At 60.1% G+C, this 26,890-nt stretch carries 25 protein-coding genes and 1 pseudogene; 20 read left to right on the top strand and 6 right to left on the bottom strand.

The genetic code is table 11. The annotated features are described in order from the left end of the window. Positions 1–463 precede the first annotated feature (463 nt). From AC0L2M_RS22830 to AC0L2M_RS22855, 6 genes are all read left to right on the top strand, one after another. Positions 464–2,200 (top strand): adenylate/guanylate cyclase domain-containing protein, encoded by a 1,737-nt coding sequence (locus AC0L2M_RS22830; protein WP_473535960.1) that lies wholly within the window; start codon positions 464–466, stop codon positions 2,198–2,200. Between the two features lie 195 nt (positions 2,201–2,395). Further along, positions 2,396–2,866: a GNAT family N-acetyltransferase gene (locus tag AC0L2M_RS22835; RefSeq protein WP_245268434.1), complete on the top strand. Its 471-nt coding sequence runs from the start codon at positions 2,396–2,398 to the stop codon at positions 2,864–2,866. A 427-nt stretch (positions 2,867–3,293) separates the two neighbouring features. Then, the gene (locus tag AC0L2M_RS22840) at positions 3,294–3,980 is read left to right on the top strand and encodes a gamma-glutamylcyclotransferase (RefSeq protein ID WP_473535961.1); all 687 of its coding nucleotides are present in this window, start codon (positions 3,294–3,296) and stop codon (positions 3,978–3,980) included. Between the two features lie 268 nt (positions 3,981–4,248). Further along, on the top strand, positions 4,249–5,754 hold the full coding sequence (locus AC0L2M_RS22845) for a winged helix-turn-helix domain-containing tetratricopeptide repeat protein (RefSeq protein WP_287182566.1): 1,506 nt from the start codon (positions 4,249–4,251) through the stop codon (positions 5,752–5,754). 430 nt (positions 5,755–6,184) lie between these two features. Continuing rightward, entirely contained in the window at positions 6,185–6,673 is a 489-nt protein-coding gene (locus AC0L2M_RS22850; RefSeq protein WP_473535963.1) for a cupin domain-containing protein, read from the top strand. A 667-nt stretch (positions 6,674–7,340) separates the two neighbouring features. Continuing rightward, a complete protein-coding gene (locus AC0L2M_RS22855) occupies positions 7,341–7,778 on the top strand; it encodes a YybH family protein (protein WP_473535964.1) in 438 nt (145 codons plus the stop codon). 380 nt (positions 7,779–8,158) lie between these two features. Here AC0L2M_RS22855 and AC0L2M_RS22860 read toward each other — a convergent pair whose 3' ends face one another. The 3 genes and pseudogenes from AC0L2M_RS22860 to AC0L2M_RS22870 all read right to left on the bottom strand — a co-directional run. Beyond that, on the bottom strand, positions 8,159–9,745 hold the full coding sequence (locus tag AC0L2M_RS22860) for an adenylate/guanylate cyclase domain-containing protein (protein ID WP_023798997.1): 1,587 nt from the start codon (positions 9,743–9,745) through the stop codon (positions 8,159–8,161). A 917-nt stretch (positions 9,746–10,662) separates the two neighbouring features. Beyond that, on the bottom strand, positions 10,663–10,896 hold the full coding sequence (locus tag AC0L2M_RS22865; RefSeq protein WP_128172975.1) for an AraC family transcriptional regulator: 234 nt from the start codon (positions 10,894–10,896) through the stop codon (positions 10,663–10,665). Beyond that, positions 10,890–10,973, bottom strand: a pseudogene (locus AC0L2M_RS22870) (hypothetical protein); the annotation flags it as partial. The pseudogene AC0L2M_RS22870 and the gene AC0L2M_RS22865, both read right to left, overlap by 7 nt. A 755-nt stretch (positions 10,974–11,728) precedes the next feature. Between AC0L2M_RS22870 and AC0L2M_RS22875 the strand changes: the two are divergent. From AC0L2M_RS22875 to AC0L2M_RS22940, 14 genes are all read left to right on the top strand, one after another. After that, positions 11,729–11,977 carry a hypothetical protein gene (locus AC0L2M_RS22875; RefSeq protein WP_473535965.1) on the top strand — a complete coding sequence of 83 codons (249 nt, stop codon included), beginning with the start codon at positions 11,729–11,731 and terminating at the stop codon, positions 11,975–11,977. Between the two features lie 297 nt (positions 11,978–12,274). Continuing rightward, a complete protein-coding gene (locus tag AC0L2M_RS22880) occupies positions 12,275–15,004 on the top strand; it encodes an ATP-binding protein (protein ID WP_473535967.1) in 2,730 nt (909 codons plus the stop codon). A gap of 76 nt (positions 15,005–15,080) precedes the next feature. Further along, the gene (locus AC0L2M_RS22885; protein WP_473535968.1) at positions 15,081–16,061 is read left to right on the top strand and encodes an alpha/beta fold hydrolase; all 981 of its coding nucleotides are present in this window, start codon (positions 15,081–15,083) and stop codon (positions 16,059–16,061) included. A gap of 146 nt (positions 16,062–16,207) precedes the next feature. Then, entirely contained in the window at positions 16,208–17,038 is an 831-nt protein-coding gene (locus AC0L2M_RS22890; protein WP_287377996.1) for an alpha/beta fold hydrolase, read from the top strand. Positions 17,039–17,063: 25 nt separating this feature from the next. After that, positions 17,064–17,936, top strand: coding sequence for a lysophospholipase (locus tag AC0L2M_RS22895; RefSeq protein WP_473535969.1), 873 nt, complete (start codon positions 17,064–17,066; stop codon positions 17,934–17,936). Between the two features lie 16 nt (positions 17,937–17,952). Then, entirely contained in the window at positions 17,953–18,501 is a 549-nt protein-coding gene (locus tag AC0L2M_RS22900; RefSeq protein WP_473535970.1) for a type 1 glutamine amidotransferase family protein, read from the top strand. After that, entirely contained in the window at positions 18,491–19,090 is a 600-nt protein-coding gene (locus tag AC0L2M_RS22905; RefSeq protein WP_473535971.1) for a hypothetical protein, read from the top strand. The genes AC0L2M_RS22900 and AC0L2M_RS22905 overlap by 11 nt, the downstream gene beginning before the upstream one ends. Before the next feature lie 45 nt (positions 19,091–19,135). Beyond that, positions 19,136–19,885: an SDR family NAD(P)-dependent oxidoreductase gene (locus tag AC0L2M_RS22910; protein ID WP_473535972.1), complete on the top strand. Its 750-nt coding sequence runs from the start codon at positions 19,136–19,138 to the stop codon at positions 19,883–19,885. Positions 19,886–20,161: 276 nt separating this feature from the next. Continuing rightward, positions 20,162–21,130, top strand: coding sequence for an MBL fold metallo-hydrolase (locus AC0L2M_RS22915; RefSeq protein WP_473535973.1), 969 nt, complete (start codon positions 20,162–20,164; stop codon positions 21,128–21,130). Between the two features lie 254 nt (positions 21,131–21,384). Continuing rightward, a complete protein-coding gene (locus AC0L2M_RS22920) occupies positions 21,385–21,933 on the top strand; it encodes a carboxymuconolactone decarboxylase family protein (RefSeq protein ID WP_473535975.1) in 549 nt (182 codons plus the stop codon). 72 nt (positions 21,934–22,005) lie between these two features. Continuing rightward, a complete protein-coding gene (locus AC0L2M_RS22925; protein WP_128170341.1) occupies positions 22,006–22,470 on the top strand; it encodes a nuclear transport factor 2 family protein in 465 nt (154 codons plus the stop codon). Positions 22,471–22,498: 28 nt separating this feature from the next. After that, positions 22,499–22,654, top strand: coding sequence for a hypothetical protein (locus tag AC0L2M_RS22930; RefSeq protein ID WP_023798986.1), 156 nt, complete (start codon positions 22,499–22,501; stop codon positions 22,652–22,654). 129 nt (positions 22,655–22,783) lie between these two features. Beyond that, positions 22,784–23,239: a DUF983 domain-containing protein gene (locus AC0L2M_RS22935; protein WP_128172967.1), complete on the top strand. Its 456-nt coding sequence runs from the start codon at positions 22,784–22,786 to the stop codon at positions 23,237–23,239. A 221-nt stretch (positions 23,240–23,460) separates the two neighbouring features. Next, positions 23,461–24,543 carry a sensor histidine kinase gene (locus AC0L2M_RS22940; protein WP_473535976.1) on the top strand — a complete coding sequence of 361 codons (1,083 nt, stop codon included), beginning with the start codon at positions 23,461–23,463 and terminating at the stop codon, positions 24,541–24,543. Positions 24,544–24,894: 351 nt separating this feature from the next. Here AC0L2M_RS22940 and AC0L2M_RS22945 read toward each other — a convergent pair whose 3' ends face one another. The 3 genes from AC0L2M_RS22945 to AC0L2M_RS22955 all read right to left on the bottom strand — a co-directional run bounded on the left by AC0L2M_RS22945 (position 24,895) and on the right by AC0L2M_RS22955 (position 26,882). Continuing rightward, positions 24,895–25,428, bottom strand: a complete 534-nt coding sequence (locus AC0L2M_RS22945) for a hypothetical protein (protein ID WP_473535977.1) — start codon at positions 25,426–25,428, stop codon at positions 24,895–24,897. Positions 25,429–25,604: 176 nt separating this feature from the next. Next, the gene (locus AC0L2M_RS22950; RefSeq protein ID WP_128248497.1) at positions 25,605–25,985 is read right to left on the bottom strand and encodes a DUF4062 domain-containing protein; all 381 of its coding nucleotides are present in this window, start codon (positions 25,983–25,985) and stop codon (positions 25,605–25,607) included. Between the two features lie 225 nt (positions 25,986–26,210). Then, positions 26,211–26,882: a Crp/Fnr family transcriptional regulator gene (locus AC0L2M_RS22955; RefSeq protein ID WP_091600388.1), complete on the bottom strand. Its 672-nt coding sequence runs from the start codon at positions 26,880–26,882 to the stop codon at positions 26,211–26,213. Between the last annotated feature and the right edge of the window lie 8 nt (positions 26,883–26,890).

The following is a 26,890-nucleotide window of genomic DNA, read 5'->3' on the forward strand; positions in this document are numbered from 1 at the left end:
ATAGCCATCGCCTGTGGCCCGCGGGTTCCTTCCTCGGGGACTTTCGTACGCCTGCCGGCGCCCGAAACTCTTCACGAGAGCAGACCGGCAGCTTCGGGCCGCGAATATTCAAGAGCGGACATTCAGGTTGCTGTGGGCATCGTCGTGACTTTGCCGTCCTTCATCAGCCCATTTCGCTGCCCGATAGCCGACGTTAACCGGAACCAACGTTCCTGACCCAAACGCGACCTTGCGGAGCCGAGTTCTCGTCTTGAAAGCCGACATTGGCCGCGACCAGCACTCGTGACCCTTCTGCGACGTTCTCATTGGGGCCGACGAACGACCGGATCAAGCGGGAAATCGGCCATTGGCTCACCCGACTTGGATGCTTGGCAAGCCCGTTTTCTAAGTCCAGCCTGATAGACTTTTGAAATGGGCGTCAATACAATCCGTTTGCCCTGCTTTCTGTGAAAGCAAATGCGAAATGTCCGAAGTACGCGCCCAACGCCGTCTTGCAGCCATCATGGCTGCCGACGTGGTGGGCTACAGTCGACTTCTGGACATGGACGAGCAAGGAACGTTGTCCGCGTTAAGGGGGCGGCGGAAGGAGATCCTCGAACCACTGGTCCGCGACCGCCAAGGCCGTGTCGTAAAAGTGATGGGTGATGGCGTTCTTGTCGAGTTCGCAAGCGCGGTGAACGCCGTGTCATGCGCCGTCGAGCTCCAGAAGCGGATGGCGGCCGCGAACCAAGGTTTGGCTGTCGGCCGGCAAATCAACCTGCATATCGGCATCAATCTGGGCGATGTCGTTGTCGAGGACGGCGATCTGTTCGGCGACGGCGTCGTTGTCGCCGTGCGACTTCAGGCAATGGCCGGGGCAGGAGATATCTGTGTCTCCGGCAGCGTTTATGACCAAGTCAAGCGGAAGATTGATTGCGGCTTCGACGAACTTGGTCCGCAAGCGATAAAGAACGTCGCCGAACCGGTGTCCGTCTACCGGATTCGGTTGTCGGCCGCGTCGGAAGATGGCGGGCCGGCGGAGAAAGCGCCGCTCCCGCTTCCCGCCAAGCCCTCCATAGCCGTCCTTCCCTTTACGAACATGAGCAACGATCCGGAGCAGGAAGCTTTTGTCGACGGCCTCACCGAAGACCTGATCACGGACCTCTCGAGGACGAGCGAGCTGTTCGTCATCGCCAGCAACTCGGCATTTGCATACAAGGGAAGGCACGTAGATGTGCGTCAAATCGCGCGCGAACTGGGAGTGCGCCATCTCCTTGAAGGTAGTGCACGGCGGGCCGCCGGACGGGTGCGTATCAACGCTCAACTGATCGACGCGATCTCGGGCGACCACCTTTGGGCCGAAAGATTCGACCGGAGCCTTGAAGACATATTCGCCGTCCAGGACGAGGTGACCGGCAAGATTGTCGAGGCCCTGGTGGGCCGCCTGATCGCCGCGCCAGTGCGCAACAGACCGAGCAATCTGGAGGCCTATGATCTCTGTGTGCGTGCGCGTGCCCTGGGCCTGCAAACGGCGATCACCGCGAAAGAAGCCATTTTCCTGCTGAATCGGGCAATCGCGCTCGATCCGGAATATGCGGAGGCGCACCGGTGGCTGGCACTCAATCTCTGGCTGGGCTGGGAGTTCTGGGACGAACCGATGAATCCCAACCGGGCGAGGGCGCTTGCCGAAGCACAGCAGGCGGTCGAACTCGACGCGAACGACGCCGGAAACCGATGGGTATTGGGCGTCATATTGGGCCATGAGGGTCGCTGGGCGGAATCGGATGCCGAATTCGACGCTGCCCACAAGCTGGATCCCAATCACGCCGACGCCTGGGCGATGCAGGCTGAACTGACGACAGAAAAGGGCCGGCCAGCCGAGGCCATAGAGCAGGTGCGCAGGGCGCTCCGGCTCAACCCTCACCCGCCCGGTTGGTATTACTGGATGCTGGGCCAGGCCCAATATGCCATCGGCGACTACGAATCCGCGGTTCAAACGCTGCGCAGGCCTGAAACTTATCGCGCGACTTCACGACGCCTGCTTGCGGCAAGCCTTGCGCAACTTGGCCGATTGGAGGAAGCGCGCTGGGAAGCAAAAATGTTCATGATAAGCAATCCGCACTTCACAATCCGGCATTGGTCGGCTTCGCAGCCCTTCCCGGCCGAGGACGTGCGGCGGCATATCGTGGAGGGCTATCGCCTGGCGGGGCTTCCGGAATGACTCGCGTTGGATATACTCCCGGCCTGCTGTCGACAGGCGCCCCAAGGCTGCCGCAGCGGCAAACATTGGTCTTCTGCCGGAACGAAATTCGCCATATCGTGCGTTTGTTCCCATCGCTGTGTGCTTGACATGGCCAACGGAGACTTGCGGCATCGGATCGCGCGACGCGAGGATCTCGCGGCCATCACTGCGCTTATGGATGCGGCGATCGCCGAACTCCAAAAGCCCTTTCTTGACGACGCCCAGATCCGATCCAGCCGCGCAATCATGGGGCTGGACACGCAGCTTGTCGATGACGGCACCTATTTCGTCGTGGAACACGACGGCGTCCTGGCAGGTTGCGGGGGCTGGAGCCGGCGCGCGACCATGTATGGTGGGGATCAGTCGCCCGGGCGTAATTCGGCGCTGCTTGACCCCGCCAACGACGCGGCGCGGGTCAGAGCCATGTATACCCATCCGGCCTTTGTCAGACGCGGTGTCGGTCGTCTGATCCTTTCGCTTTGTGAAAACGCAGCCAAGGCCGAGGGCTTTGCTCGTGTCGAGTTGGCAGCCACAATGGCAGGTGAGCCACTGTATCGAGCCTGCGGCTATCATCCCGCCGAGAAATTCGTCGATGACCGTGGCGGCGCTCCGGTGCCGATCCTGATGATGAGCAAGACGCTCTGAGCAGAGCTCAAAGGGTCGCCCGCTGCTGGTAATTGCTCTCGTCCAGGTCAGAAGACGCTGGAGATTCAACCAAGCCATCTCGAACTACAACAATACTCCCAAGTTCGCCTGAACTTCCGCTCCCCGTCGAGTCGGACCTTCGTGGCGGTATTCGCGGGTGTCCGGAGATGGCGCACGTGGTCAGTTGATGCGTTCAGACTTTTAGATTGCCTGATGAGGTTCGGCCGGCCGGGTGTGGAAACCTGCCCTCGAAATTGACCGCCGAAATGACTTGATTGCGCCTGTCTGCAGACATTCTGTGGTACGGCCGCGCACCGACTAGACCAAGCTAAAATCAGAAAAACTTCAGAACGACGTCGGTACAGGCCCCTTTCGCGGACGCATAATGCGCTCGATCCGAGACGAAAAGCGTTGAGCGTGTACCAACATGATGCTGACCCTCACCCCTGAACTTGTAGCCAAGGCCCATCGCCACGTCGTCGATCCAGGACCGCGTTCAGGGACTGTCTATCTGCAGGACGAGGATTATGCGTGGTGGGTTGATCATATCCTTACTGGACGCGGGCAGAGCCGCGAATTCTTGGTGTTCGCCTACGGCTCCCTGATCTGGAAACCGGAATTTGCGGCCGTCGAGGAACGGATCGCACATACCTACGGCTGGCATCGCGCGTTTGCGCTCAAAATCACTCGCTGGCGGGGCTCACCGGAACGTCCTGGCCTTATGCTGACGCTCGATCGGGGTGGCGCGTGCAAAGGGATCGCCTTTCGCCTGCCGGAGGAGGGATTGACCAAGGCGTTGGGCAAGCTGTTGCGACGCGAGATGTCTGCAAAACCGCCGTCGAACGTGCCTCGCTGGATAGGGCTCGAGACCGCACAAGGTCCGGTCCGAGCGCTCGCATTCGTGGTCGATCGCAACGCGCCCGCCTATGCCGGCTCGCTCGAACTAGGACAGGTGGCTGACACTTTGGCGACCGCAGCCGGACACTGGGGTTCATGCGCCGAATATCTCTACAACACCATCACTCACCTCGAAGCCAGGGGCATCCGAGACCGGAAGCTCTGGCAGCTTCAGGCGTTGGTCGCCGAACGGCTGCAAGCAGAAAAACGGGCTTGAAAGGAACGCGAGATGCTTCATTCCCTCGAGCGCACAAACGAAATCCGGCAGGAACTTTTCGAGCTTCTCGCGAGCAGCGCGGCAACCTTTTGGTGCTGCCCGTCACAAGCCTCCATTACGGAGGGGCTGGAAGCGGCATTGACAGCCATTGACACCGACCATTCCTTGGAACGTCCGTCGGAGCCAAGCCGACCTCCCTTCTTGATGCGAATTGCAGGTCGTTGGCCTATAAAGGTTTGGCTTAGCCAATTCGGGAACACGGCTTTCGATGGCGACCGAAGCGTCAGCTCAAGCCTGTCGTCTGGGGAAGTTCAGCTTCGACCCCAGCAGCGGAGCGTTGTCTTACGACCGTGAGATCATCTTTCTGCGGCCGAAAGCCCAGGTCCTCCTTTCGCACTTGGTCCGAAATGCCGGCCGTGTGGTTTCGAAGTCGGAGCTTCTCGATGCAGTCTGGCCGGAAGTGACGGTCACCGAAGATTCGCTGACCCAGTGTGTCCGCGAGATCAGAAAGGCCCTCGGGGATGAAGCGCAGGCGCTGGTCCGCACAGTCTCCCGGCGAGGTTACATGCTGGCAGTCGCAAGGGAACCCGACCTGACAACAGACGCACCAGCAGTCGCCGTTCTCCGCTTCCACCATGGAACCGACGATCCGACCGAAACCGCGATCTCCGACGGCATTGCTGAAGACATTCTCAATGGTTTGGGTCGATTCAGGGCCGTAACGGTGCTTGCACGGAGCACGAGTTTCGCGGTGAGCGGCGAAGCGGCCCAAGAGTGGAGGACGCTTGGCGAAAAGCTTGGTGCCGACTACTTCGTCGATGGCGATATCAAACGCTTGGGCGGCACTTTCGACGTCGGGGTTCGTCTGACAGAGGCCTCCCGTGGGGTTCAGCTTTGGAGTGACCGATATCTGGCACAAGATACCGAGATTTTCTCCGTCCAGAACGAGATCGCGCATCGCATCGTCAGCCGCCTCGTCTCGCGTCTGGAGGATGCCGGGCTGCAACGGATGTCGAGCAAGCCGACTGACAGTCTTGCCGCCTATGAATTGGTGCTTCGAGGTATTGCCGCGTTGCGCGGCTATCGGCCCCAAGACAATGAGGACGCTCGCCAGTTGTTCGAAGCAGCAATCGAAAAGGACCCGCATTACGGCGTTGCACAGTCCTATCTGGCGCTGTCGCAGGTCATCATCGGCGGGTACGCCATGGCATCCACGAAGGTGCTTGCCGGGGCGCTCGACCTCGCCCTCAAAGGTGTGACGCTGGCCCCCGAAGACCCGCGGTGTCACCGAATTCTAGCAATCGTTCGGCTGTATCTCAGGCAGCACGACGCCGCCGAACAGCACGTCAGACGCTCGCTCGACCTCAATCCTCATGACGCCGACACCGTTTGTCAAATGGGCTATCTGCTGACCATGCGCGGCAGGCCGCTTGATGGCCTGGCTTGGATAGACCGGGCGCTTCGCCTCAATCCCATCCATCCGGACTGGTACCACTATGATCGGTCTGTGGCACTGTATTCAATCGGTGAATATCGGTCGGCGGCAACAGAACTTGAGAGATTGCCTCTGCTCGGTCCCGGTGCCCGCGTCCGACTCGCCGCCTGCTACGCTCAGATGGGAGAACTACAAATCGCCAAGCAGCATTTAGGCGCGGCCGCTGTGGCAGGGTTTTCCCCGTTGGATTACGTCAAGAATGGCATTGTCTTCGAGCACGCTGCCGATATCGAGCATCTTGTCGAAGGCGTGAGGAAGGCATCCGCACAGGCAGAATAGCGCCGCATGTCCTCGGCGGAGGGGATGACAGCTGTTCGCGATTTCCGGACGTTTGACCGTAACTCCACTTGGTCGGCTTCGGGTTCGACACCGCCCGAAGCACGAACGGCAGCTTTGGAGAAGCGCTATGAATGTCAAGAAATGGCGCGACCGAGCCGGCCGCCGCATGGGCTCGGATAATACCGCGATGGAGCGTTCTACGTCTCAAATCGGGTGGAATCTTGCCGTCTGATCTGACTACCGGAATGTGAAGCTAGCGCCATATCCTGACCTACACAGCGGGAACAGGTAAGGTCGCCTCACGCCCCGATTCCCGACGGTGGGGGTTGGCTGGGATGGCGACCACCGATCAGTTGATTTGACAATTGGTCGGGTCGGGCTCTGGATGATTTGTTCGTGCGCACCACGCACATGCTAAATGGAGGAAGCGATGAAATCTATGAATCGCAGATCCACACTTGCCTTCGGTATTACAGTTGCAGCAGTTTTGACCGTATGTGGAGGTTCGGCATTCGCGGACGATATGGACGTGACCCTGCTTACGCCTGACAAGCTGGTATGGAAGGATAATCCTAGCCTGCCAAAAGGGGCTAAAGTCGCTGTCTTGACGGGCGATCCGACAAAGACTGGCGAAGTGGTTGTCACACGCTCCAAGTTTCCGCCCAACTATCAGATTCCGCCCCACACTCACCCGTATGCCGAGACCATCACCCTGGTCAGCGGCAGCATTGGCTTTGGAGTCGGCAAAAAGGGCGAAAAGACTGGCGACCTGCTAAAACCCGGAGCCTTCCACGCGCTGCCAGCAAATCAAGCGCATTACGTCTGGACGGGAGGCGAAGAGACTATCATCGAGGTTCATTTCGTCGGACCGTTTCGTATTACTTACATCAACCCGGCTGACGATCCGCGCAAGAAGTGAAATGCGGCTCAGCCGGCTACTTTGCACCTCGCACACAGTTGTTGCCCGGAATAGAAGCGCGAGCTTTACCTCACGCGGATAAATGCAAACCGCATCAACGGAAGCGGAGCTCGGCAGCTCAGGCTCCCTCTCTCTCTCCTTCTGCCAAAAATCGTGGCCCATTGGCGATATTAAGAAAGCTGGTCCCGGAGACGTTGGAATTTGCCACTGGGGCATGACCGCCTCGGATCATTCCGAACGGGAAGGTCGCGCCAGGAGCGGTCTTTCGATGCTCTGCCGCTGTGATTTCGGCTGTCGTGATTGGGTCACGGATTGTCGTAGCGCTGCCCAGAAGGAAGGGCATGGAAGGGTCGGATCAGGTCGTAGCGCGAACGGCAGGTTTGGAGCAGCGCCATGAAGGTCAGCAAATGGCGCGACCGAGCCAGCCGAAGGATTCGTTCTGCCGTACAGCCGCGGAGCGTTCTACATCGCGGTCGGGTGGAAACCGGCCATTTGCCGAGCCGTCTCAAAGCGCTGTCGCGAAACTTGTCTTGGCCCTGCTATACTGACCAAGCCAACCCGCGCTGCGCCGCAGTTAGTGAAATGCCTCACCGCTGCGGACACACAGAATGTTGAACCTGCAGGAGTCGCCAGTCCGGATCAGAACCAAAACGACAGGGAGGATGACGTGTCTCTCGACGCCAATGATTTCGATCAAGCAGTTGAAAAATATCACCTAGCCCTGGATAAGTTCATGAAAGGAAACCCCGCGCCTGCGAAGAAGCTCTTTTCCCAACGAGACGATGTAACACTGGGCAATCCCTTTGGCCCTTTCGCGCATGGATGGAAGCAGGTCGCTGAGACGATGGAGCAAGCGGCATCGAATTACAGGGACGGCGACGCTACCGGCTTCGAGAGCATAGCGAAGTGTGTGACGTCTGAGCTGGCATACCTCGTCGAAGTAGAGCAGCTCAGGTCCAAGGTTGGCGGTCGGAGCGATGTCACACCTCTAGCGTTACGCGTGACGAGCGTCTTTCGCCCAGAAGATGGTCTCTGGAAGATTGTGCATCGTCATGCCGATCCGATAATGACGGCTCAGCCGGCCGATTCGGTACTCCGCCAATAGGCGCGGTTGTGGTTTTGGGGAGCGGTCGATCTCGCAAACCCCTTGCTGCGGCAGCGCGGCTATTCTTCAGTCCGTTCTCTGCGAAGGGTCGGCCCATGTCATCAGGCTCGCAGCATCGGACGGCCGCTTTGGGTCCCCATCAAGTCATAGCGCGAACGTCAGGTTTGTAGATGCGCCATGAACGTCGCGAAATGGCGCAACCACGACCCTAAGCGAGGTTCTTGGGATGTCGGCTTTCAGGAAGGGGCAATGCTGATCTCAACGTCCGATTTTGAGCGCGAAGCGGTCATCCATGGCTCCACTACGGGAGTCTGCTTCGGGTCGAGGGTGCGTTTCCGAAACGGCTCTGTAGCGGCAGAACCGGACGTTCAAGGACCCTGCTAAAAAGTAGCGGGCTTGCTTCGGGCGGTTAAGGCCAGGAGCGCCTCCGAAAGACGTTTCTTTGCCCGTTCGACCCCGTTCTCGTCGATCGCTTCGACATCGAGGAACAGGTCGAGGCCAGTCGCGTGCTCGCTGATGACCTGAGGGCGCTGTGCCAGTTCACCAAGGAGGCCCTCGACTTCATAGGGGACAACCTCCCGACTGATCCCCTTCATGGCGATCGGCGCCAACGGACGCGCTCGGACAAGGTCGCGCACGAGCGCATAGGTCTCATAGCTAAGGCAGATGCCGCCAGGTTCGGCAATCGATTGCAGGCGGGCCGCTAGGTTCGCTTCGGCCCCGATGATCGTGTAGTCCATGCGATCATCGGAGCCGAAGTTGCCGACATTGCAATAGCCCGTGTTGATGCCCATGCGAGCTCGGAACGGCTGCTCAATTCCTCGATCACGCCACAACCTGTTCAGCTGCTCTAGCCGGCGCTGCATGTCGACAGCCATGCGCAAGCAGGCCCTCGCGTCCTCCTCGACACCCTTTGTCTCGGGGTCTCCGAAGAACACAAGAAGTGCGTCGCCGATGAACTTGTCGACCGTAGCCTCGTGCTTGAGCGCGATCATTGACATCTCGGTGAAGTACTCGTTGAGGAGTGCCGTGAGGTCCTCAGGCTGGAGCCGTTCCGCGATCGCGGTGAAATCTTTGATATCTGAGAAAAAGATTGTGAGCTTCTTGCGCTCGGTCGCGATAGTCACGTCCTTTTGGCCGCTGAAGATGCTTTTATAAATTTGAGGCGAGAGATATTTGGCGATCTTCAATGAAATTGCGGCGAGAAAGTCGTTTGCCTCGGCGAGTTCCGTGTTCATGCCGTGAACCAAGGCGGACTGCCGACGCTGCAGGAAAATGAACGTTAGACCCGCCGCAGCTGCGAAGCCGAAATACAGAAGCAGATACTTGAAAGAGAGGACGTTGGCCCCGATCGGCTGGGCGACCGATATCTCCTGGATACCTCGGACATCCCCCACCTTCCAGTCTGTCTTGGGGCTGTCCGGGTGCGAGTTATGGCAGTTGACGCAGACTTGTCCCATTACTACGGGAGCCGCCGCGCGAACGTGCCGGTCAAGCAGCGAACCCGAGGCTTCGATGATGGGCTCACTTGGATTGGCGCGAAAGGCAGAGATTGCGTTGCGCTCGAATGTGTCTAGCTGGTGGGGCTCGCGGCCTTTGAAAGGTAGGTCCGAGACGAAGCGATATTTGACGGACCCGTCGTGAGCGCTGATGCGCTTGCCGAGTTCGATTGAGAGGGTTGCTGGGATAGGGATCGCACCTGGCACGTCCCTGTAATTGTGCGTCGCGGTCACGGCGCCGTCTGCTTTCAGGACCCGTCCCACGACGTCGCTGCCGTAGAATCCGCGCATGTCGTCGATGATCCGGCTGATTTCGCTGGCTTGCGTGCGCAGCATGCGTTCCGACAGATCTCGGAGGTCGAGCCAGGCTGCGACGGGTAGACCTATAAGGCCGACGACCACTGCCGCAACCAGGAGCGGTCCCATGGTGCGTTGCTCACGCGCAATCTGTTCACGCAATCCAGCCATTGTCCAGGTTACCGCCCACCCGTAATCCAATACCTGAACTATACCTTCATTCGCGGCTCGCTACCAGCGCCAGTGGCTCGGTGAGAACACGATGGGGCCGGAAGCGGACTTGCGGCTTCGAGGCCTGGAATGTGAGAAGCGGACATTCAGGCGCCCCCCATGCATCGACGTGAACTGACCCATTCGAGACCTTCATGACCGGCGTTGGGGATGGCAGCTTTGCGCTCGCTCCATGTCGGTCGTCCAGAGCGGTGACGCTCCCCCCGAAACCGGACACTGGGTTAGCGAACAAGCAAACGATGCCAAGTACGCCAGCAACTGTCCGGCGACGATCAGCGCCACAACGGTCGCGGCCCTAGCTTCGGTATCAGGACAATCGCCAGAACGATGTAGATGACCCCGAACACGCCGGCGCCAACGAGGCCACGAGCTTTTCGCGACGCCGCTTGTCAATGTCCAAGGCTCTTGCATCAGTAAGATGACGAGGATCATCGTCAGCGTTCCGCCGACATAGCTGATCAGTGCTGCTCATGGCGCCGATCCCAGGCTGGCCCTGAGACTTGCGACAAGAACTTGCTGAACAACCACGCTAACCCTGCTCCGGCGCCAAGCAGAGCCAATCCCAGCATCGGCAAAAGTTGCACCGCTTACCCCCGCTTTTTTACTATCGCAGGTGACCTTTGCCGGCTTCCAAGTCACAAAGTGTGGACAGAATTTATGCGACAGGCCGAATTTCGCCCTTTCAATGGCAATGACCGTGATCGTTGACCGCTGCATCCGAAGGCATCCGCCACTACTGGAGAAGGGTTGGTATGTCCCAACACAATCTCTCATCCACCTCGGACCGACAGCCTCCATAGCAACGACAGCTGGTAGTCCACCTCGCTGAGTCGTGGTGGCGGACAAAATCACCCTGTTTAGTGCCGGCGTTTACGTCGCCAGGCACTCGGGGTGGTTCCTACATTCGCTCGAAAAACACGGGTCAGATGGCTCTGGTCAGCGAACCCGCAGGCAAGTCCGATCATTGCGATACTCTCATCCGTTGAAGATCCTTGGCGAGCTCCACGCGCCGTTTCAACAACCCACGATGGGGCGGTTGCCCAGTTGTTGCCTTGAACGCCCGCGTAAAATGCCTTGCTGACAAACCGCATGCATCGGCCAAATCCGCCAGAGACCGATCGGACTGGATGCTGTCCAAGAGTAGTTCCTTTGTTCGCCTTCCCGCCATGGAGCTAAACCTCTGGTAGCCTTCTCTGAAGGCGTTTTCAGGCCGCCATAGGTTCGAGCGAGATGCATCCGGATCGCAACGAAGACGTAATCTGCGAACAGGGCATTCGCTTCCCAGGGTTTTGAAATCGCGGGTAGCAGAGCACTGACCAAATGAAGCAGTACCTCGTCGCGCGGCGGAGGCTGTAACGTACAGACTAGCTGCTCGATGGCCGGCACGCGAAGTTCGTCGGTGAGTTCATTGAGGGCTCGCATTGGCATATAAACGTGCAGCGCCGCAAACGGCTCTGCGAGATCAGCCACCCACGATTGCCTTAGATCAAAAATCCCCAAACCACCCGACGGTGTGCTTGTCCGTCTCAAATGCCGCTCATCGCACCAAAGATCGCCGTCGCTCCAGCCCCCGACAAAAATGCTAGCGAGAAAGGTCTCGCTGCGCGTATGCGGCAAGGTCAAACCTAGGCCGGGTTGGTCTCGGCGAACTTGGCAAGCGGCCATATCGTTCCCGCCCAACGAGCGAACACGAAGGTGCTCATAGACGTCGAGCCGCTGCCGCCTCGCAAAGAAGGGTTCCACGTAAACGGCGCGCGTCGTCGTGCTCATGGGCCTCGGCCTAATTGTGTCGGCACGCTTCGAGCAGGGCCCGGTCATGCAAACCGTTCAGCGGAAACCATCATGTCCGCTGTGTTCCAACTCGGCGCTTTCGTTCTATTCGTCGTGGCGCCGACACAGTTAACTTAAGGCACATCTCACGAGTTGTCGGTTGCGGGGGACAAGATACCCGCTTTCGCTTACGTCGTCTGCGACATCACGCCGAGCATGCACGCCGAGCTGAAGATGTCGGACGCGATGCCAACGCTGGACCAGCGCTCCTATTACGGCTATCACCGGACCTTCGGGATCTATTTCGAGGTCATCGACTACGGCCGGCTTCTTGCCGATGCCAAGCGTCGCAACCGCGTCTTCTTCGACCGCCTGAACCTCATGGACGCGCAGCTCCCCTAGAATTCGACCGAAAAGGGTCGTGTAGGGGATCGACATGCGCCGTGTCCCCAACTGTCGCGTTCTGCCGCGAGGACGGAGGGATTTAGACGTAGCCGTGAACTAATTTGAACGTCCGCTTTCAGGAAGCCGCCACAATTGGGCAAATGGCGGGAATCAGGCGCGTTGCCGACCGTCAGAGTCGGGGCCGAAGCGAACGTTGGAACCGAGGCGTGCAAGTCATGAATCCAAGGTATAGCTTCACACAGACCTGCTTCTCGTGGAAATCTGAAACTTCGTTGCACCCACTAGGTTTGGAATGTGACACCGGGCGCCGCACTCTCCTTTGGTTCGTTTACGCTGGTGCCGGCCGAGCGCCTGCTTATGCGGGGCGACGAAAGGCTGAGGATTGGCAGCCGCGCTTTGGATATCCTCATCGTCCTGGTGTCGCGCGCCGGAGAGATCGTTTCCAAAGACGATCTCGTCTCCCAGGTCTGGCGAAACATGTTCGTCGAGGAAAACAACCTGCGCGTCCACATCACGTCGCTGCGCAAGATTCTCGGCGAGGGCCCCGAGGCGCAGCAATATATCTCGAACATTCCAAATCGCGGCTACAGCTTCGTGGCGCCGGTCACGCGCAAGGAGTCGCCGACGCGGGCCGATGGCCAGCAACCCACGATAGCCCGACTGCCGCTACCCCGGCTGGCCAACCGTATCATCGGGAGAGAGGCGGTTCTCGATCAGCTCGAGGGGCAGCTGCTCGAGCAAAGGCTGCTCACCCTCGTCGGTCCGGGAGGCATTGGAAAGACGACAGTAGCGCTCGCTCTTGCTCAACGCGTGGATGATGGTTATTCGGACGGCACGGCGTTCGTCGATTTCTCCGGGATTGCCAATGGAGCGCTGATCACCGAGCTGATCGCCACCGCAGCGGGCTTAGTGCTCGCCTCGACCGATCCGCTCGCTGAGCTGGCGAACAAGCTTAGTCATCGCTCGATGCTCCTCGTCCTCGACTGCTGCGAGCACCTCATCGAAGAAGTCGCGGCGATCGCCGAGGAACTGATCACCAGGACGCGGCACGTGACGATCCTGGCGACCAGCAGGGAGCCGCTTCGGGTCGCGCCCGAATGGGTTCTGCGCTTGCCGCCGCTGGACTGCCCGGGACCGGACGAGAAGCTGGATGCGGCAAGGGCACTGGATTTTGCTGCGGTCCAGCTGTTCGTCGAGCGCGCTTCGGCAAGCCTTGGAGGTTATTCTTTGAGCGACGCCGACGCCCCGGTGGTGGCCGATATCTGCCGCCGCCTCGATGGCATCGTGCTCGCTATCGAACTGGCTGCGGGGCGCGTTGATACGTTCGGCATTGCCGGCGTTGCGGAATCGCTGCGGTCTAATTTCGACATCCTGACGCGTGGACGACGCACGGCTCTGCCACGCCACCAGACGCTTCGCGCGACGATGGAGTGGAGCTTTTCCCTGCTTTCCCCGGCACAGCAGACCGCTCTCGCGCAGCTTTCGGTGTTCAATCAGGATTTTACGCTGGCGGCGGCGCGCGCAGTGGTATCGGGTGAAAGTGGCGGCGACGTCGAAGAGTGCATCATCGACCTTGCCGCGAAGTCGCTCGTGGTCGTTGATCGCAATGCCTATCCGGTGCGCTATCGCCTGCTTGACATGACTCGCGCCTACGCAGCCGAGAAATTTTCGGTCGCCGTGTCGCGGGAAGACGCTTCGCGCCGCCACGCAGTCCACTATCGGAGCCTGCTCGAATGTGCCGCGCCGCATGAGCAGGACGCCGGCTGGGTGGACGGCTTCGCCCGCGACGTCGGCAATCTCAGGGCTGCGCTCGACTGGTGCTTCTCGCCGGGCGGCGACGCGGCGGCCGGCGTTGCAATGACAGTCGCGGCAATTCCGCTGTGGTACCATCTTTCGCTGGTCGACGAATGCCTGTTGCGGGTAAGGCAAGCGCTGGATTGGCTCGAACGACAGCCCGACGCCGATCAGCAAAGCCTGATGCGGCTTCATGCGGCCCTTGGCTTTCCGCACATGCGCGCGATTTCAGGACGGCCCGGGGGCGCGCAAGCCTGGACGCGCTCATTCGAGATCGCCCAGAAGGTCGATGATGTCGACTTCCAGCTGCGCGCGCTTTGGGCGCTGTGGGTCGATCGGACAAACGGCGGCGAACCTCGAGCGGCGCTCGAAATGGCCGAGGCGTTCTGCGCGCTGTCTGAGCGTTCGGCAGACGTCTCGGACCAGTTGATCGGCGAGAGGATGAAGGCAAGGGCACTGCATCTGCTGGGCGATCAGCCAGCCGCGGAAAGCCATGTGCGGCGCATGCTGGATGCCTATCGCCCGCCGTCGAACGGATCGCATCTGGCGCGCTTTCAATACGATCAACGCATCACCGCCCGCATTACTCTAGCGCGTCTGCTGTGGCTGCGCGGCAAAACAGAAGAGGCCCTGCGTGAGATCGACGATATGGTCTGCGCCGCTCTTGCCGCGGGCCACAATCTCACATTGTGCCACGCCCTGTCGGACGCCGCCTGTCCGGTGTCGCTGATGGCCGGTGACCTCGCACGCGCCGAGCGCTATACGGACATGCTGCATCGGCGCACGCACGACCACGCGCTCGACGTTTGGCATGCCTATGCCGAATGTTTCGAGGGCGATATCCTGATTCGAACCGGAGACGCCGCAACGGGCGTCACACTCGTCGGCGAAGCTCTCGACCGGCTGGATCGTGCGGGATTCTATCTTTACCACACTGTCTTCCAATCGATACTCGCCTCCGGGCTGGCGAGGATTGGCCAGGAGCTGGAAGCCGTGGCGCTGCTCGACGACGCTCTGGCGCGCTGCAGGTCGAGTGGCGAGGCTTGGTACTGCCCGGAACTGCTGCACCAGAAAGGCAAGATACTTGCCGAACAGGCCTCGCGCCCGACTGAGGCCCGGCTGCTCCTCCAGCGCGCGATCGAAATGGCGCGAGATCAAGGCGCGTTGGCCCTGGAGGCGCGTTCGGTGGCCAGTCTGGTAACGCTAAACAAGCTGGTTAGCGCCGTTTAGCAACGATTAACTGGTTCACGCCGCTCCACTGCGCAACTGTCTCGTCATCGAACGAAGCGCGCAGAGGGAAAGAGCGATGACTTCAACCCGCAGTACATCCTTACGTCAAGCGGTCGTCGCCGGACTGGCCGGCACTGCACTGCTCGCCGTCCTGATCACCTCGACCACGGCCAACCCGACCACCTCGGCAGAACCCAGCCAGACTGGGTTCTGCGACGCCGCCTGCGTGGAGACGAAAACGTTCGACGTCGACGGCGTCGCCTACGCCTACCGGACGCTCGGGACGCCGTCCGGAACGCCTCTGGTTCTCCTCAACCGCTTTCGCGGGACGATGGACGAATGGGACCCGGCATTCCTCGATCATGTCGCGGCAAGCCGATACGTCGTCATATTCGACAATATCGGCGTGGCCCGCTCCGGCGGCGAGGCCCCTCTCCGCATGGCCGATTGGGCGAGGAACGCCGGCGCCTTCATCGACGGCCTGGGTTTCAAGCAGGTCGATCTGCTGGGCTTCTCCTTCGGCGGCCTCGTCGCGCAGGAACTGACGCTCCAGCGGCCCGGCCTCGTGCGCAGGCTGGTCATCGCCGGTAGCGGCGCGGGCTATGTCGAGCGCGCAAACCTGAATCCCATGGCGATTGAGGTCGCCACCAAGCCGACAAACACAGACGACGACTTCCTCTTCCTCTTTTTCAAGGACACGCAAACCAGCCAGGCGGCCGGACGTGCGCACCTCGCTCGGCTACGGGAGCGCAAGGATTCATTTGCGAGGCTAGTGAGCGAAAAAACCTGGAAGGCGATGCTTGCCGCCGCAGGGGATCTAGGGACGCCGGAAACATCGCTTCTCAATCGTGTCGGGGCGATCCGCCAGCCGGTGCTGGTGGCGAACGGGAACGAAGACGTCATGATCCCGACGCTCCAGTCTTACGCCCTGGCGCAGGCGATCCCGAACGCGCGGCTGATCGTCTACCCGGACTCCGGCCACGCCTTCCTGTTCCAGTACCCGCGCGAGTTCGGCGACGAGGTCATTCGCTTCCTCGGCGAGGAGTCACAGCCGTGAGCGCCGCCCTGCATCCGATCCAACTCACCCGCCGCGAGATGCTCGCAGCAGGCATCACCGCCGGAGCGGCGACCCTTCTGCCGGCATACGCTGCGCAGGCGATTTCCGCTGAATCCACCACTCAACCCAGCGAAGGACGACAGAACATGGGCTTCATCACCACGAAGGACGGCACCGAGATTTTCTATAAGGACTGGGGTTCGAAGGACGCACAGCCGATCGTCTTCCATCACGGCTGGCCGCTCAGCGCCGACGACTGGGACAACCAGATGCTGTTCTTCCTGCACAACGGCTACCGGGTCATCGCGCATGATCGCCGCGGCCACGGCCGCTCAACACAGTCCGACACCGGCAACGAGATGGACACCTACGCGGCCGACGTTGCCGAACTGGCCGAGGCGCTCGACCTGAAGAATGCCGTCCATATCGGCCATTCGACCGGCGGCGGCGAGGTCGCGCATTACGTAGCTCGCGCAAAATCGGGTCGCGTCGCCAAAGCGGTGCTGATAGGCGCGGTGCCGCCGATCATGGTGAAATCCGCCAAGAACCCGGGCGGCCTGCCGATCGAGGTGTTCGACGGGTTTCGCGCGGCGCTGGTCGCGAACCGGGCGCAATTTTACTACGACGTGCCCTCCGGTCCCTTCTACGGTTTCAACCGGCCGGGCGCGAAGGTTTCGCAGGGCATCATCGACAATTGGTGGCGGCAGGGCATGATGGGCGGCGCCAAAGCGCACTACGATTGCATCAAGGCGTTCTCGGAAACCGACTTCACCGACGACCTGGAGAAGATCGATGTTCCGGTGCTCGTCATGCACGGCGACGACGATCAGATCGTGCCGTACGCCGACTCCGCTCCGCTGTCCGCCAAGCTTCTCAGGAACGGAACGCTGAAGACCTATGCCGGTCTTCCGCATGGCCTGTGCACGACGCATCCCGACATCGTCAACGCGGACCTGCTCGCCTTCATCAAGAGCTGACCGCAAGCGAAAGAGGAGACTTGCCATGACCTCGACCACGACCGCTATGGCGGAGGAATATCTGGAGCGCGCGGACGGCCCAAGGATCTTCGTGCGCTCTTGGCACCCTGCGTCCAGACCGAGCGCGGTCGTGGCGATTTGCCACGGCGTTAACTCACATAGCGGCCAGTACTTCTGGGCCGCCGAGCAGATGGCCGCCGCCGGCCACGCCGTCTACGCCCTCGACTTGCGCGGTCGCGGGAAGTCCGACGGCGAGCGGTTTTTCGTCGAGAACGTCACTGAGTATGTCGACGATCTATCGATGCTGATCCAGCTCGCCAAGCAGCGGGAGCCCGGATTGCCTGTCTTCCTGCTGGGCCACAGTGCAGGCGGCGTGGTCTCGACCACCTATGCGCTGGACCATCAGGCCGAGCTCTCCGGATTCATATGCGAGAGCTTTGCGTTCCAGGTGTACGCGCCGGATTTCGCTCTCGTGGTCGTCAAGGGGCTCAGCCACGTCGCGCCGCATTTTCACGTCCTGCGGCTGAACAACGAGGATTTTTCGCGCGATGCGGCGATTGTGACATCGATGAACGAGGATCCGTTGATCGATAAGGAGGTCCAGCCGACGAGCACAGTCGCAGCACTGATTCGCGCAAACGAGCGGCTGAAGCGCGACTTTCCGCTGATCACGCTGCCGGTCTTGATCTTACACGGCACGGCAGACAAGGCAACCAAGCCTGCCGGCAGCCAGCTGTTCTTCGACACCGCCGGCTCCGCCGACAAGACGCTGAAGCTCTACCCGGGCCACTTCCACGACCTGCTCAACGATCTCGGCCGCAAGGAGGTGATCGCCCACGTGCTGCGATGGATCGCCGCGCGCGTGCCGGTGCGGTTGGCATTGGCCGGAGTCGAGTGATTGTCAGGGGGCCGAGATGACGTCCACGGGCGCGCCGCTTCGCATAGCCGTCATGCTCAGTCGGTCCTCGGAAGCCGGCAACGTCGGGCTCGAGCAGTTCCTGGGGGTCTACTACGCGCTTCAGGATGCGGGCGCCGAGGTGCTTGTAGCGTCGATGTGCGGCGGCTACCCCTGGCCCACGCGTTTCACGCGACTGGGAGCGGAAGCCGACGAGCTTGCAAGGCGGTTCCAGGCCGACCGCCGCGCCCGCGACGATCTCGCCAACACGCTCAGATTCGGCGAGCTGTTCGAGGAGGATTTTCACGGAGGTTTCTGCGTCGGCGAGCCGGGCGCGCTCTGGCGCGACGCTGATCGCAACTCGGCCGCGGCGCTGATCGTTCAGTTCCTGCAGGCAGGCAAGCCGATCGCCCTTCTACCGAGCCTGCTGGATATCCTCCCCAAGGGCGCGGGAGATGGCCTGCTCATCCTCGGCGACGGGGCCTGGCCGCCGTCTGCCGCCGTCGCTGCGCTGTTGGCTGCAGCCACCAGACAATTCGAGATCAGGAGATTGGGCCATGAGACTTGATCGACGCACCTTCCTTGCCGGCGCCGTCGGGTTTGTCGGCTGCTCGTCAGTGCGGCCATGGCGCGCCATGGCCGCCTCGCCCCACCGCTTCCGCCACGGTTCCTTCAACATCACGGTGCTGAGCGACGGCCATTTTATGCTGCCGGCGGAGGTCGTCGCACCGGACGCGATGCCTGCCGAATGGGTCGACATCGAGAAACGGCTTGGCGGGAGCAGCGGCGCCATCGATGCGAAATGCAACGTTCCGCTGATCCGGACCGAGAAGGACCTGATCCTCTTCGACCTTGGAACCGACGACCCACAAGGACCGGCTGAACCAGGACATCCTGGATTTCATCAAAGGGTGAGGCTCCCGGCGAGGCCCTCTAGCCTGACACTACATGGCGTAGGAGAGCACGATGCCCAATGCGCATACAATCAATTTGTCTCGCCGCGGCTTCTGCCTGTGCTGCCTAGCCTCGGCTATTTTCGCCGAGGCGGGAGGTTGGCTGGCGCCGAGACAGTTCATCATGAATCCCGCCTTCTTCACCAGGCTCGCTTACGCGGGCGTATGACCAGCCCGGCGAGGAGCACTGCAGCTTTCAGTTAAAACTTTAAACCGCTGCCTCTGCAGCCATGCGCACTGGAACCGATCATGGGAAAATTAGACGGAAAAATCGCTCTCGTTACCGGCGGAAATAGCGGTATCGGCCTAGCAAGTGCAAAGCGCTTTATGGCGGAGGGCGCGTACGTGTTCATAACGGGACGGCGCCAGCCCGAGCTGGATAAAGCCGTCGCGTCGTTAGGTGACAACGTCACTGGCGTTCGCAGCGATGTTTCCAGTGCTCAGGACCTCGACCGACTGTATGAGACCGTCACGGCCCAGAAGGGCCGCATCGACATCCTCTTCGCAAATGCCGGGCTTGGCGAGTTCATGCCGCTGGGCGAGATTACGGAGACGCATTTCGACACAACCTTCGGCGTCAACGTTAAAGGCACGCTGTTTACCGTCCAGAAGGCATTGCCGCTGATGCAGGGCGGTGGCTCAAATATTTTGACCGGTTCCACTACTGGAAGCCACGGATCCCCTGCTTTCAGCGTCTACGGCGCGAGCAAAGCAGCGATTCGCAGCTTCGCCCGGAGCTGGATTCTCGATCTGAAAGGTTCCGGGATCCGGGTGAACGTCCTGTCGCCGGGCGCGACTTCGACGCCGGGTTTGCACGGCTTAACGCCTGATCTCGAACAAGGTCGTCAGATGACGGAGTTTTTAATCGCCCAGACTCCTCTGGGACGCATGGGACGTCCGGACGAAATCGCAGCAGCGGCGCTTTTCTTGGCGTCGGAAGAAAGCAGCTTTGTAAATGGCGTCGAATTCTTTGTCGACGGCGGTATGGCGCAAGTATGAGCGTCCAAGATGCGGGCCCGGCTATTATTTTAACTGGTACTACACAAGGTAATGGAATGACCTAAAGCCCGACTTTGTGCTCCGAGCAGCCAGATATTCTGCTCAAGAACCCAGATAGTAATTGGGCATCTATGGGTGGCCACCGACGACGCGCCGGTGAAAGTCTATCTGTCCAGCGCGTCTGGAGAGCGTAAGCGCCGGGTTGATGCGCCCGCACGCCAAAATCAACCCCGATACCCAGTGCCGAAGAGAACTTTCGTTCAGCAGGAGAAACTCATGACAAATCTTTCGCGCAGAGCCTTTGCCTTCGCAATCCCCGCGGTCCCAGTTGCACTAGGCTCCGCTTTGGCCGCCAGCGTGAATACCGCGAAAGCGCGGACTGCCGATCCCAAAGCGCTCGTCCCCTCAGCACAAATCAGGATCGGCCGCTTCACCGTAACCGCGCTAGTGGACGGGTTTGCCGATATGCCCTTCGGCTATTTCCCCGGGAGCACGCCCGAACAAGTTGAGGAACGAGCGCAGGCGATATCGGCGGCCAAGCCCGGAGGCATCCGCTTCGTATTTAACCAGTATCTCGTCGATGACGGCGAGCGCCTGATCCTGATCGACACCGGCCCCGCCGGCGCGATGGGCAAAACGGGACAGCTCCCTGGTGCGCTCGAAACAATGGGAATCACGAGAGAAGATATCGGGGCGGTCATCGTCACGCATATGCATGTCGATCACCTCGGCGGCCTGGTGGCCGGTGGAAGCCGGAACTTCCCGAATTCTGACGTGTACGTCGATCGCCGTGACGTCGCGTACTGGACTGATCCCGCGAAGAGAATTTCAGCTCCGGAGTTCCTGAAACCCAGCTTCGATGCATCTTTGGAACTGGTCCGCCTCTATCCAAACCTGCAGGCAATGGATGGCGAACGTCAGATCACACCGGGCGTCTCGATCATCGACTTGACCGGCCACACGCCCGGGCACATCGGAGTCCGCATCGAGGACGGCGGACAAAGTCTGCTGATGGTTTCAGACATGCTCTTCCCGGTTGTCCATCCCTCGAACCCGGAGGTCGGCTTCCTGTTCGAGCAGGACCGACCGGCCGCGCAGATCATGCGCGAACGATTTTTTCCGCGTGCGGCCGAGGAAAAAGCCCTGGTCGCAGCCACTCACATGCCTTTCCCAGGCTTGGGACGAATCGTGGCCGACGGCGGAAAGATGCGTTGGATATCAGCCGAGTGGGCTCATCAGGAATGAGCCCGACCGCCTGCCTTGGAGCACACCATGCCGCACCAAGCTCACCAAAGGTGCGAAGTGCTGCTGTGCTGCGCAGTCCCCGCCCAAGAAACCGACGGGGGAAACCAGATCCAACTCGAACTCTGATACTCGTCATTGATGCGTCTGACGCAAGAGTATCTTCCGCCTTTTCGACGTTCATCATCGTCCAGAGCCGGAGCATCTTATCCGGGACGAAAGGGACAGCCTTTCAAAACCAAATCAAGGAGATAGACATGTCCCGCATTCCCACGCCCGCCACAATCAACGATGCACCGAAAGCGTCCCGCCCTGTGCTTGAAGCCGTCCAGAAGCAGATCGGCTCCGTGCCGAACATCTTTCGCCTGGTGTCGAACAGCCCGGCCGCTCTGAACGGTCTGACGGCGCTGCAGGGCGCTCTCGGCAAGGGACAGCTGGCTCCGGCCACCCGCGAGCGGATCGCCCTGACCATGGCCGAGGTCAATGGTTGCGATTACTGCCTGTCCGCGTATACCTATATTGGCGCAAAATTCGCCAGGCTGGACGAGAGCGAAATCGAAGCGAACCGCCGCGGCACCTCGAAAGATCCAATGGCCGCCGCCGCTGTCGAATTCGCCCGCGCCCTTGTCGACGCGCCCGGCTCGGTGGCGCCGGACGAAATCGAAAAGGTCCGCGCCGCCGGTTACGGCGATGCCGAAATTCTCGAGATCATCGCGCATGTCGCGCTGAACACCTTCACCAACTACGTCAACGAAGCTCTGGGCACCGAGATCGATTTTCCACGTATCGATCGCCTTGCCGCATGACCAATGAAGGGTGGTCGTTTCCTGCACCCACCCTCCCATCCTTTCAGCGCTACACAACCAAGGAACTTATCAATGTCCCGTCCGCCGCTTCCCCCTTTCAATGAACAGTCCGCCATCGAGAAGGTCCGCCTTGCCGAAGATGGCTGGAACAGCCGCGATGCCGCCAAAGTGGCGCTTGCCTATACAGTCGACACGCGCTGGCGCAATCGCGCCGAGTTCGCAACCAACCGTGCCGAGGCTGAGGCCTTCCTGACGCGCAAATGGAACCGCGAGCTCGATTATCGCCTGATCAAAGAGCTTTGGGCCTTTCAGGGTAACCGCATTGCCGTTCGCTATGCCTATGAATACCACGACGACAGCGGTCAGTGGTTTCGTGCCTATGGCAACGAGAACTGGGAGTTCGCCGAAGACGGGCTAATGCGCGCGCGCCATGCCAGCATCAACGAGCATCCGATCACGGAAGCGGACCGCAAGTTCCGCTGGCCGCTCGGCCGCCGACCGGACGATCACCCAGGCTTGAGCGACTTCGGCTTTTAAGCGAGACCGGATCAAGGAGGTTACCGCCATGGCAGGCTTCAAGCTCGATGCCAAGGCACGGCTGTCGACCGAGCTCGCGCCTACCACCGGACGCGATGATCGCATTTTTCCCCGGCAGCAGGAGGAAGACGCGAAGGCACGGCGCGCGACGTCAAAGAGATCCCTGCTCGCCAACGGCGCGTGAAACATCCAACGGGGAAGTGGTTCTGGCCAGTCTTTCCAGGCAAACCTGTGAAGGGACAATCACTGGTGATCGAGCACGATTCAGGCCGACGCCCATGCTCGTTCAATACGGCAATCTTGAGGACCAATTATGACTGACGAATGGCCTCCACTTCAACCGGTTCTCACTGGTGTACGCGGTTTGTGCCCCCGTTGTGGGAAAGGGCATCTTTTCAACGGGTTCCTGACGCTTAAGCCTAAATGCGAAGTGTGCGATCTCGACTACTCGTTTGCAGATCCCGCTGATGGTCCCGCGTTCTTCGTAATCTGCTTTGCATGTGTGCCGAGCGTTCTTCTTGGCGTATGGCAGCAGGTCGCTTTTGACACACCATACTGGGTCCATCTGCTGACCACGCTGCCCTTCATGCTCATCACTTGCATCCCCCCGCTTCGGCCTCTCAAAGGTTGGCTCATCGCGAGCCAGTATTTCTACAAGGCTGAGGAAGGCAAGATCGACCGCGATTACGTGAGGCCTCGGCACGCTTCGTCCGGAGACGGCGAGGAAATCACACCTCCTCCCGTACCGACCTCTGGCGACGACTTATAAAGATGCGTTGGATACCAGCCGAGTGGGCTCATCCGGACCTAGGAGCACTCGCGTCATCGTTGACGATACCGTTCGCGGTTTCACCAACAATCGTGAAACGATCAAATGCGTTCAGCACCAAACCACAGCCTAGGTGTTGTAGCCTTGATCTGATGTCAGGCGTATAGCTAACTTCACGGGTATGGCTGTTGCTACACGGCGAAAAGGAGCGGGCTCAACGTATGACATCCGACGATAATAGGCACGAGCCTGTCGAACAATTGCTCGACACTCCCGAACTTGCGACTGCGCTCGAAAGTGAACAGTTCAAGAAGTTCCTCGACCAAGTTCCTATCGCCATTGCGGTATCGGATCTGAGGGATGGCGAGACGGTGGTCTACGCCAATCCAGAATTCGAGAAGCTTTCCGGGCTTGCCGCCGCTCGCCTTGAGCAGGAGAATTGGAAGGGGCTTTCGGGGAGTGCGGTGAAAGCGCCCTTCGATCAGCGGATCGATGAAGCGATTGTCACACAAACGGACTTCATTGGAACCTTCCGCCTCGAGCGCAAAGGCTCAGGTTCAGCGATCGTAGACGTCTATTCGAATGTCATCGAGGACGACGACGGCAAGCTCTGCTTTCGGCTTGTCGCCCTGGTGGATGTGTCTGCCCATAGCGATGCGGACAAACTGTCCATTGAGGAGCGGATCCGGGAGAAAGATACGCTCCTCCGCGAGCTGCAGCACAGGGTCAAGAACAACCTGCAAATGATCACTGCGCTCATCCGAATGGAAACTCGGAACGCAGTCGAGCCAGACAAGAACCGATTTGAGCGGCTTGCTGGGCGCGTTGACGCACTCGCGATCCTGTATCAAGCGCTGTCTGGTGAGGATGACAAGGACGAGATCGATTTGGGCGTCTATCTGAGCCAGATAGCCTCCGCCGTGATGACCTCTCACGCGGTGGAGGGTATCCGCCTCGACATCAAGGTCGACACCTATCCGGTTTCGATAAATGTCGCCATGCCGACAGGACTGGTTGTGAACGAGCTTCTTACAAACGCGCTGAAGCATGCCTTCAGAGGTCGGGAGGGAGGGACAATCACGCTGCGGAGCATAGTGGACGGCAATGGTTGCCGGGTCGTGGTCGCTGACGACGGTATCGGTCTGCCTGAGGGTGTGACATGGCCTGCACCCGGTAAACTCGGAGCCCTCATCGCGCGGTCGCTGACCGAAAATGCCAAGGCGCAGTTCGACGTCACCTCGGCCGTCGGTGAAGGAACCAAGGTGACCATCATCTTCAATCGGTCGGCTGCGATCGCCGGCTGAATAGATCATGAAGCCGGCTCGACCGGAATCGCCATTACTGGCATAAACCGCCCGCGGTAGGATCTATGGATTTATCATCGGGCCGCCCGCCCTGGGGTTGTAGGGAAAAGCGAGACGCACCGCCAGAGCCTCTGAGAGATCTGCGACTGAGGTCGACTGCACGAACGAATGGTGATGTGGCCCCGCCTCCCGATCCAAGGACCGCTTCGGGATCGAGAACTGCACCTTTAACTGGGCGGACTCGAAGGTCCGAAAGTGGCGCTCTGTGCTCGTTGCCGCCGACCGATTCAAACGGCAGGGCCTAACCCATCTCGGCCATTCGCGGCATAGCCAGAATGACTGAGTTTTACCCTAGTCTTCCTCCCGAAAATCCTGCAGCGAGGCATGGCGCAGATTCTCCTCGCCGCGGAGATGCTTCACGCGGCCGATCAGCACCGGCTTGACCCATTGCGTCGCCGGCCGTTTCATCCCGTTTGGCGGGGCTCCTGCATGCTCCTGCACCCGTTTCCAGAGCCGTTCGCGCAACTCCCGGTTCAAGGTAATGAAAGCCGAGCCGACATAGCGTCCGTGCCGCGCTCGGCCATGAGCGCGAAAGCCGGCTTGCCTGCCTCGCGCTCGACGCCAAGAAGTTCGTATTCGTCGCTCGAACAGGCCTTGGTCTTCAGCCAAGCCGTGCGACACGATCACGATGGCGAGGTGACGCTTGTTCACGATGACGGGACCGTCACGGTTCGGCTTCACGGCTACGATGTTCCGGTGACGACGCGCGGGGAACGCCTCGCCGAAATACCGGACCTCTCCACCGCGTCCGCCCTCGGCAATCGCGACAGCATGCTTGGCTTTCGACACATCGACACCGACGTAAAAAACGTTATCTTGCGCCATGGCCCGTCGTTCTTCGCTTGGGGCTCGGCTCGGCACTCCCGAGCAAACCCCGTTGCTAAACAGCTGCAAAGACTAAGGGCGGGCCGCCGCTCAGACCACGGTCATAACGTCTAATAGCCATCGCAACATTACCCGCCAAATCGTCCTTGTTGCGCCAATATTTGACGAGTTTCTTTTCATACAGCTTTCGGAATCTCTCGAGTTTGGCCTTTTTCTCGAACTTCGACCTTTTCCGCGGCCCACGTCTTGCGAGCACCGCCTTCGAGCAAAAACGCCACGGTAGGCACGCCTTGGGCGACGGCGTACCCGTACTCCATCTGGGTGTAGCTCTTACCCTTCAACTCTGAGCCGTACCGCTCTGCTACGATGAGTACGTAGTAGTCGCTGTCATCGATGCGCCGCTTAATGTAATCCCATTGAGTGTCGTCGCTGGCTTGGAATGCCGCCATCCCCACAGGAATATGCCCGAGGTTAAGAACGGCCTCGATGACCGACCGTTTTTCGTCCACCAAATCGGCGTAGGTCGAGCTGACGAAGATTTGGTATTTAACGTCCATGCGGCTTCACCCTTCGATCCGCCCTTGTAAGTCTGCAAGCAGGCTGGGGATAACGTTCCGTGCCCGCATCAAGAAGCCCAGTCATGATTCTTGCAAGGGGTGAAGCGATCAAAGCCCGACCCGCGCGCTGGCACGCTAGGTTGCCCGGTTTGCCGGAAGGAATAATTACTTGCGGCCGAGGAGTATGAAACGTGCGGTTGCCCCCCGCCGCAGCGACAGCCTTCGCTATTCCTTCTTGTCGACCAGCGCCCGTAGTGCCGAGACGTCATGCAGCAATAACCTGCTGCCGCGCTTTTCGATCAGGCCTCTCTTGGCGAGGTCGCTCATTTCGCGCGAGACCGCTTCCCTGTGCGTGCTCATCGTTGCCGCCAGCTCGGAATGCGTCGGTGCAGGGCTTATGGACACCTCGCCGTCCACGAGTGCGGCTTTCTCCGCCCGATGCAGGAGCTCGACGATCAGCCGTTTTCGCACGACCAGAGTGCTGTATTCGAATACCCGCTCGGTCATGCGCCGGAGCTGGGCAGACAGATGCTCAAGCAGCATCCAGGCAAAAGTCGGATGGGTCATCACGATATCCCGGAATGCTGTGCCGGACAGCCGTGCAGCGCGGGTTGCCTCCAGCGCGACGACGCTGGCAGAGCGTGCAATCCCGTCAATGCCTCCGAGCTCCCCGAAAATGTCACCCGGTTCGACATCGCGATACGCTATCTCCCTGCCGTCCGCTGAAACCAGTGTCACGCGAGCCCGTCCTTCCAGCAGGAAGAAGACATCGCGACCAGTGTCGCCGTGGGAAATGATCAGCTCGTTGTGTCGATAGCTGCGCTCGTGCCACCGTTTGGTCAGCGCGGCGAGGTCGGCATCGCAAAGTCTTGAGATGAAGGCCGGAGAGCCTGTCACAACAGCCT

The sequence above is a fragment of the Mesorhizobium sp. WSM4806 genome (genome assembly GCF_055811635.1).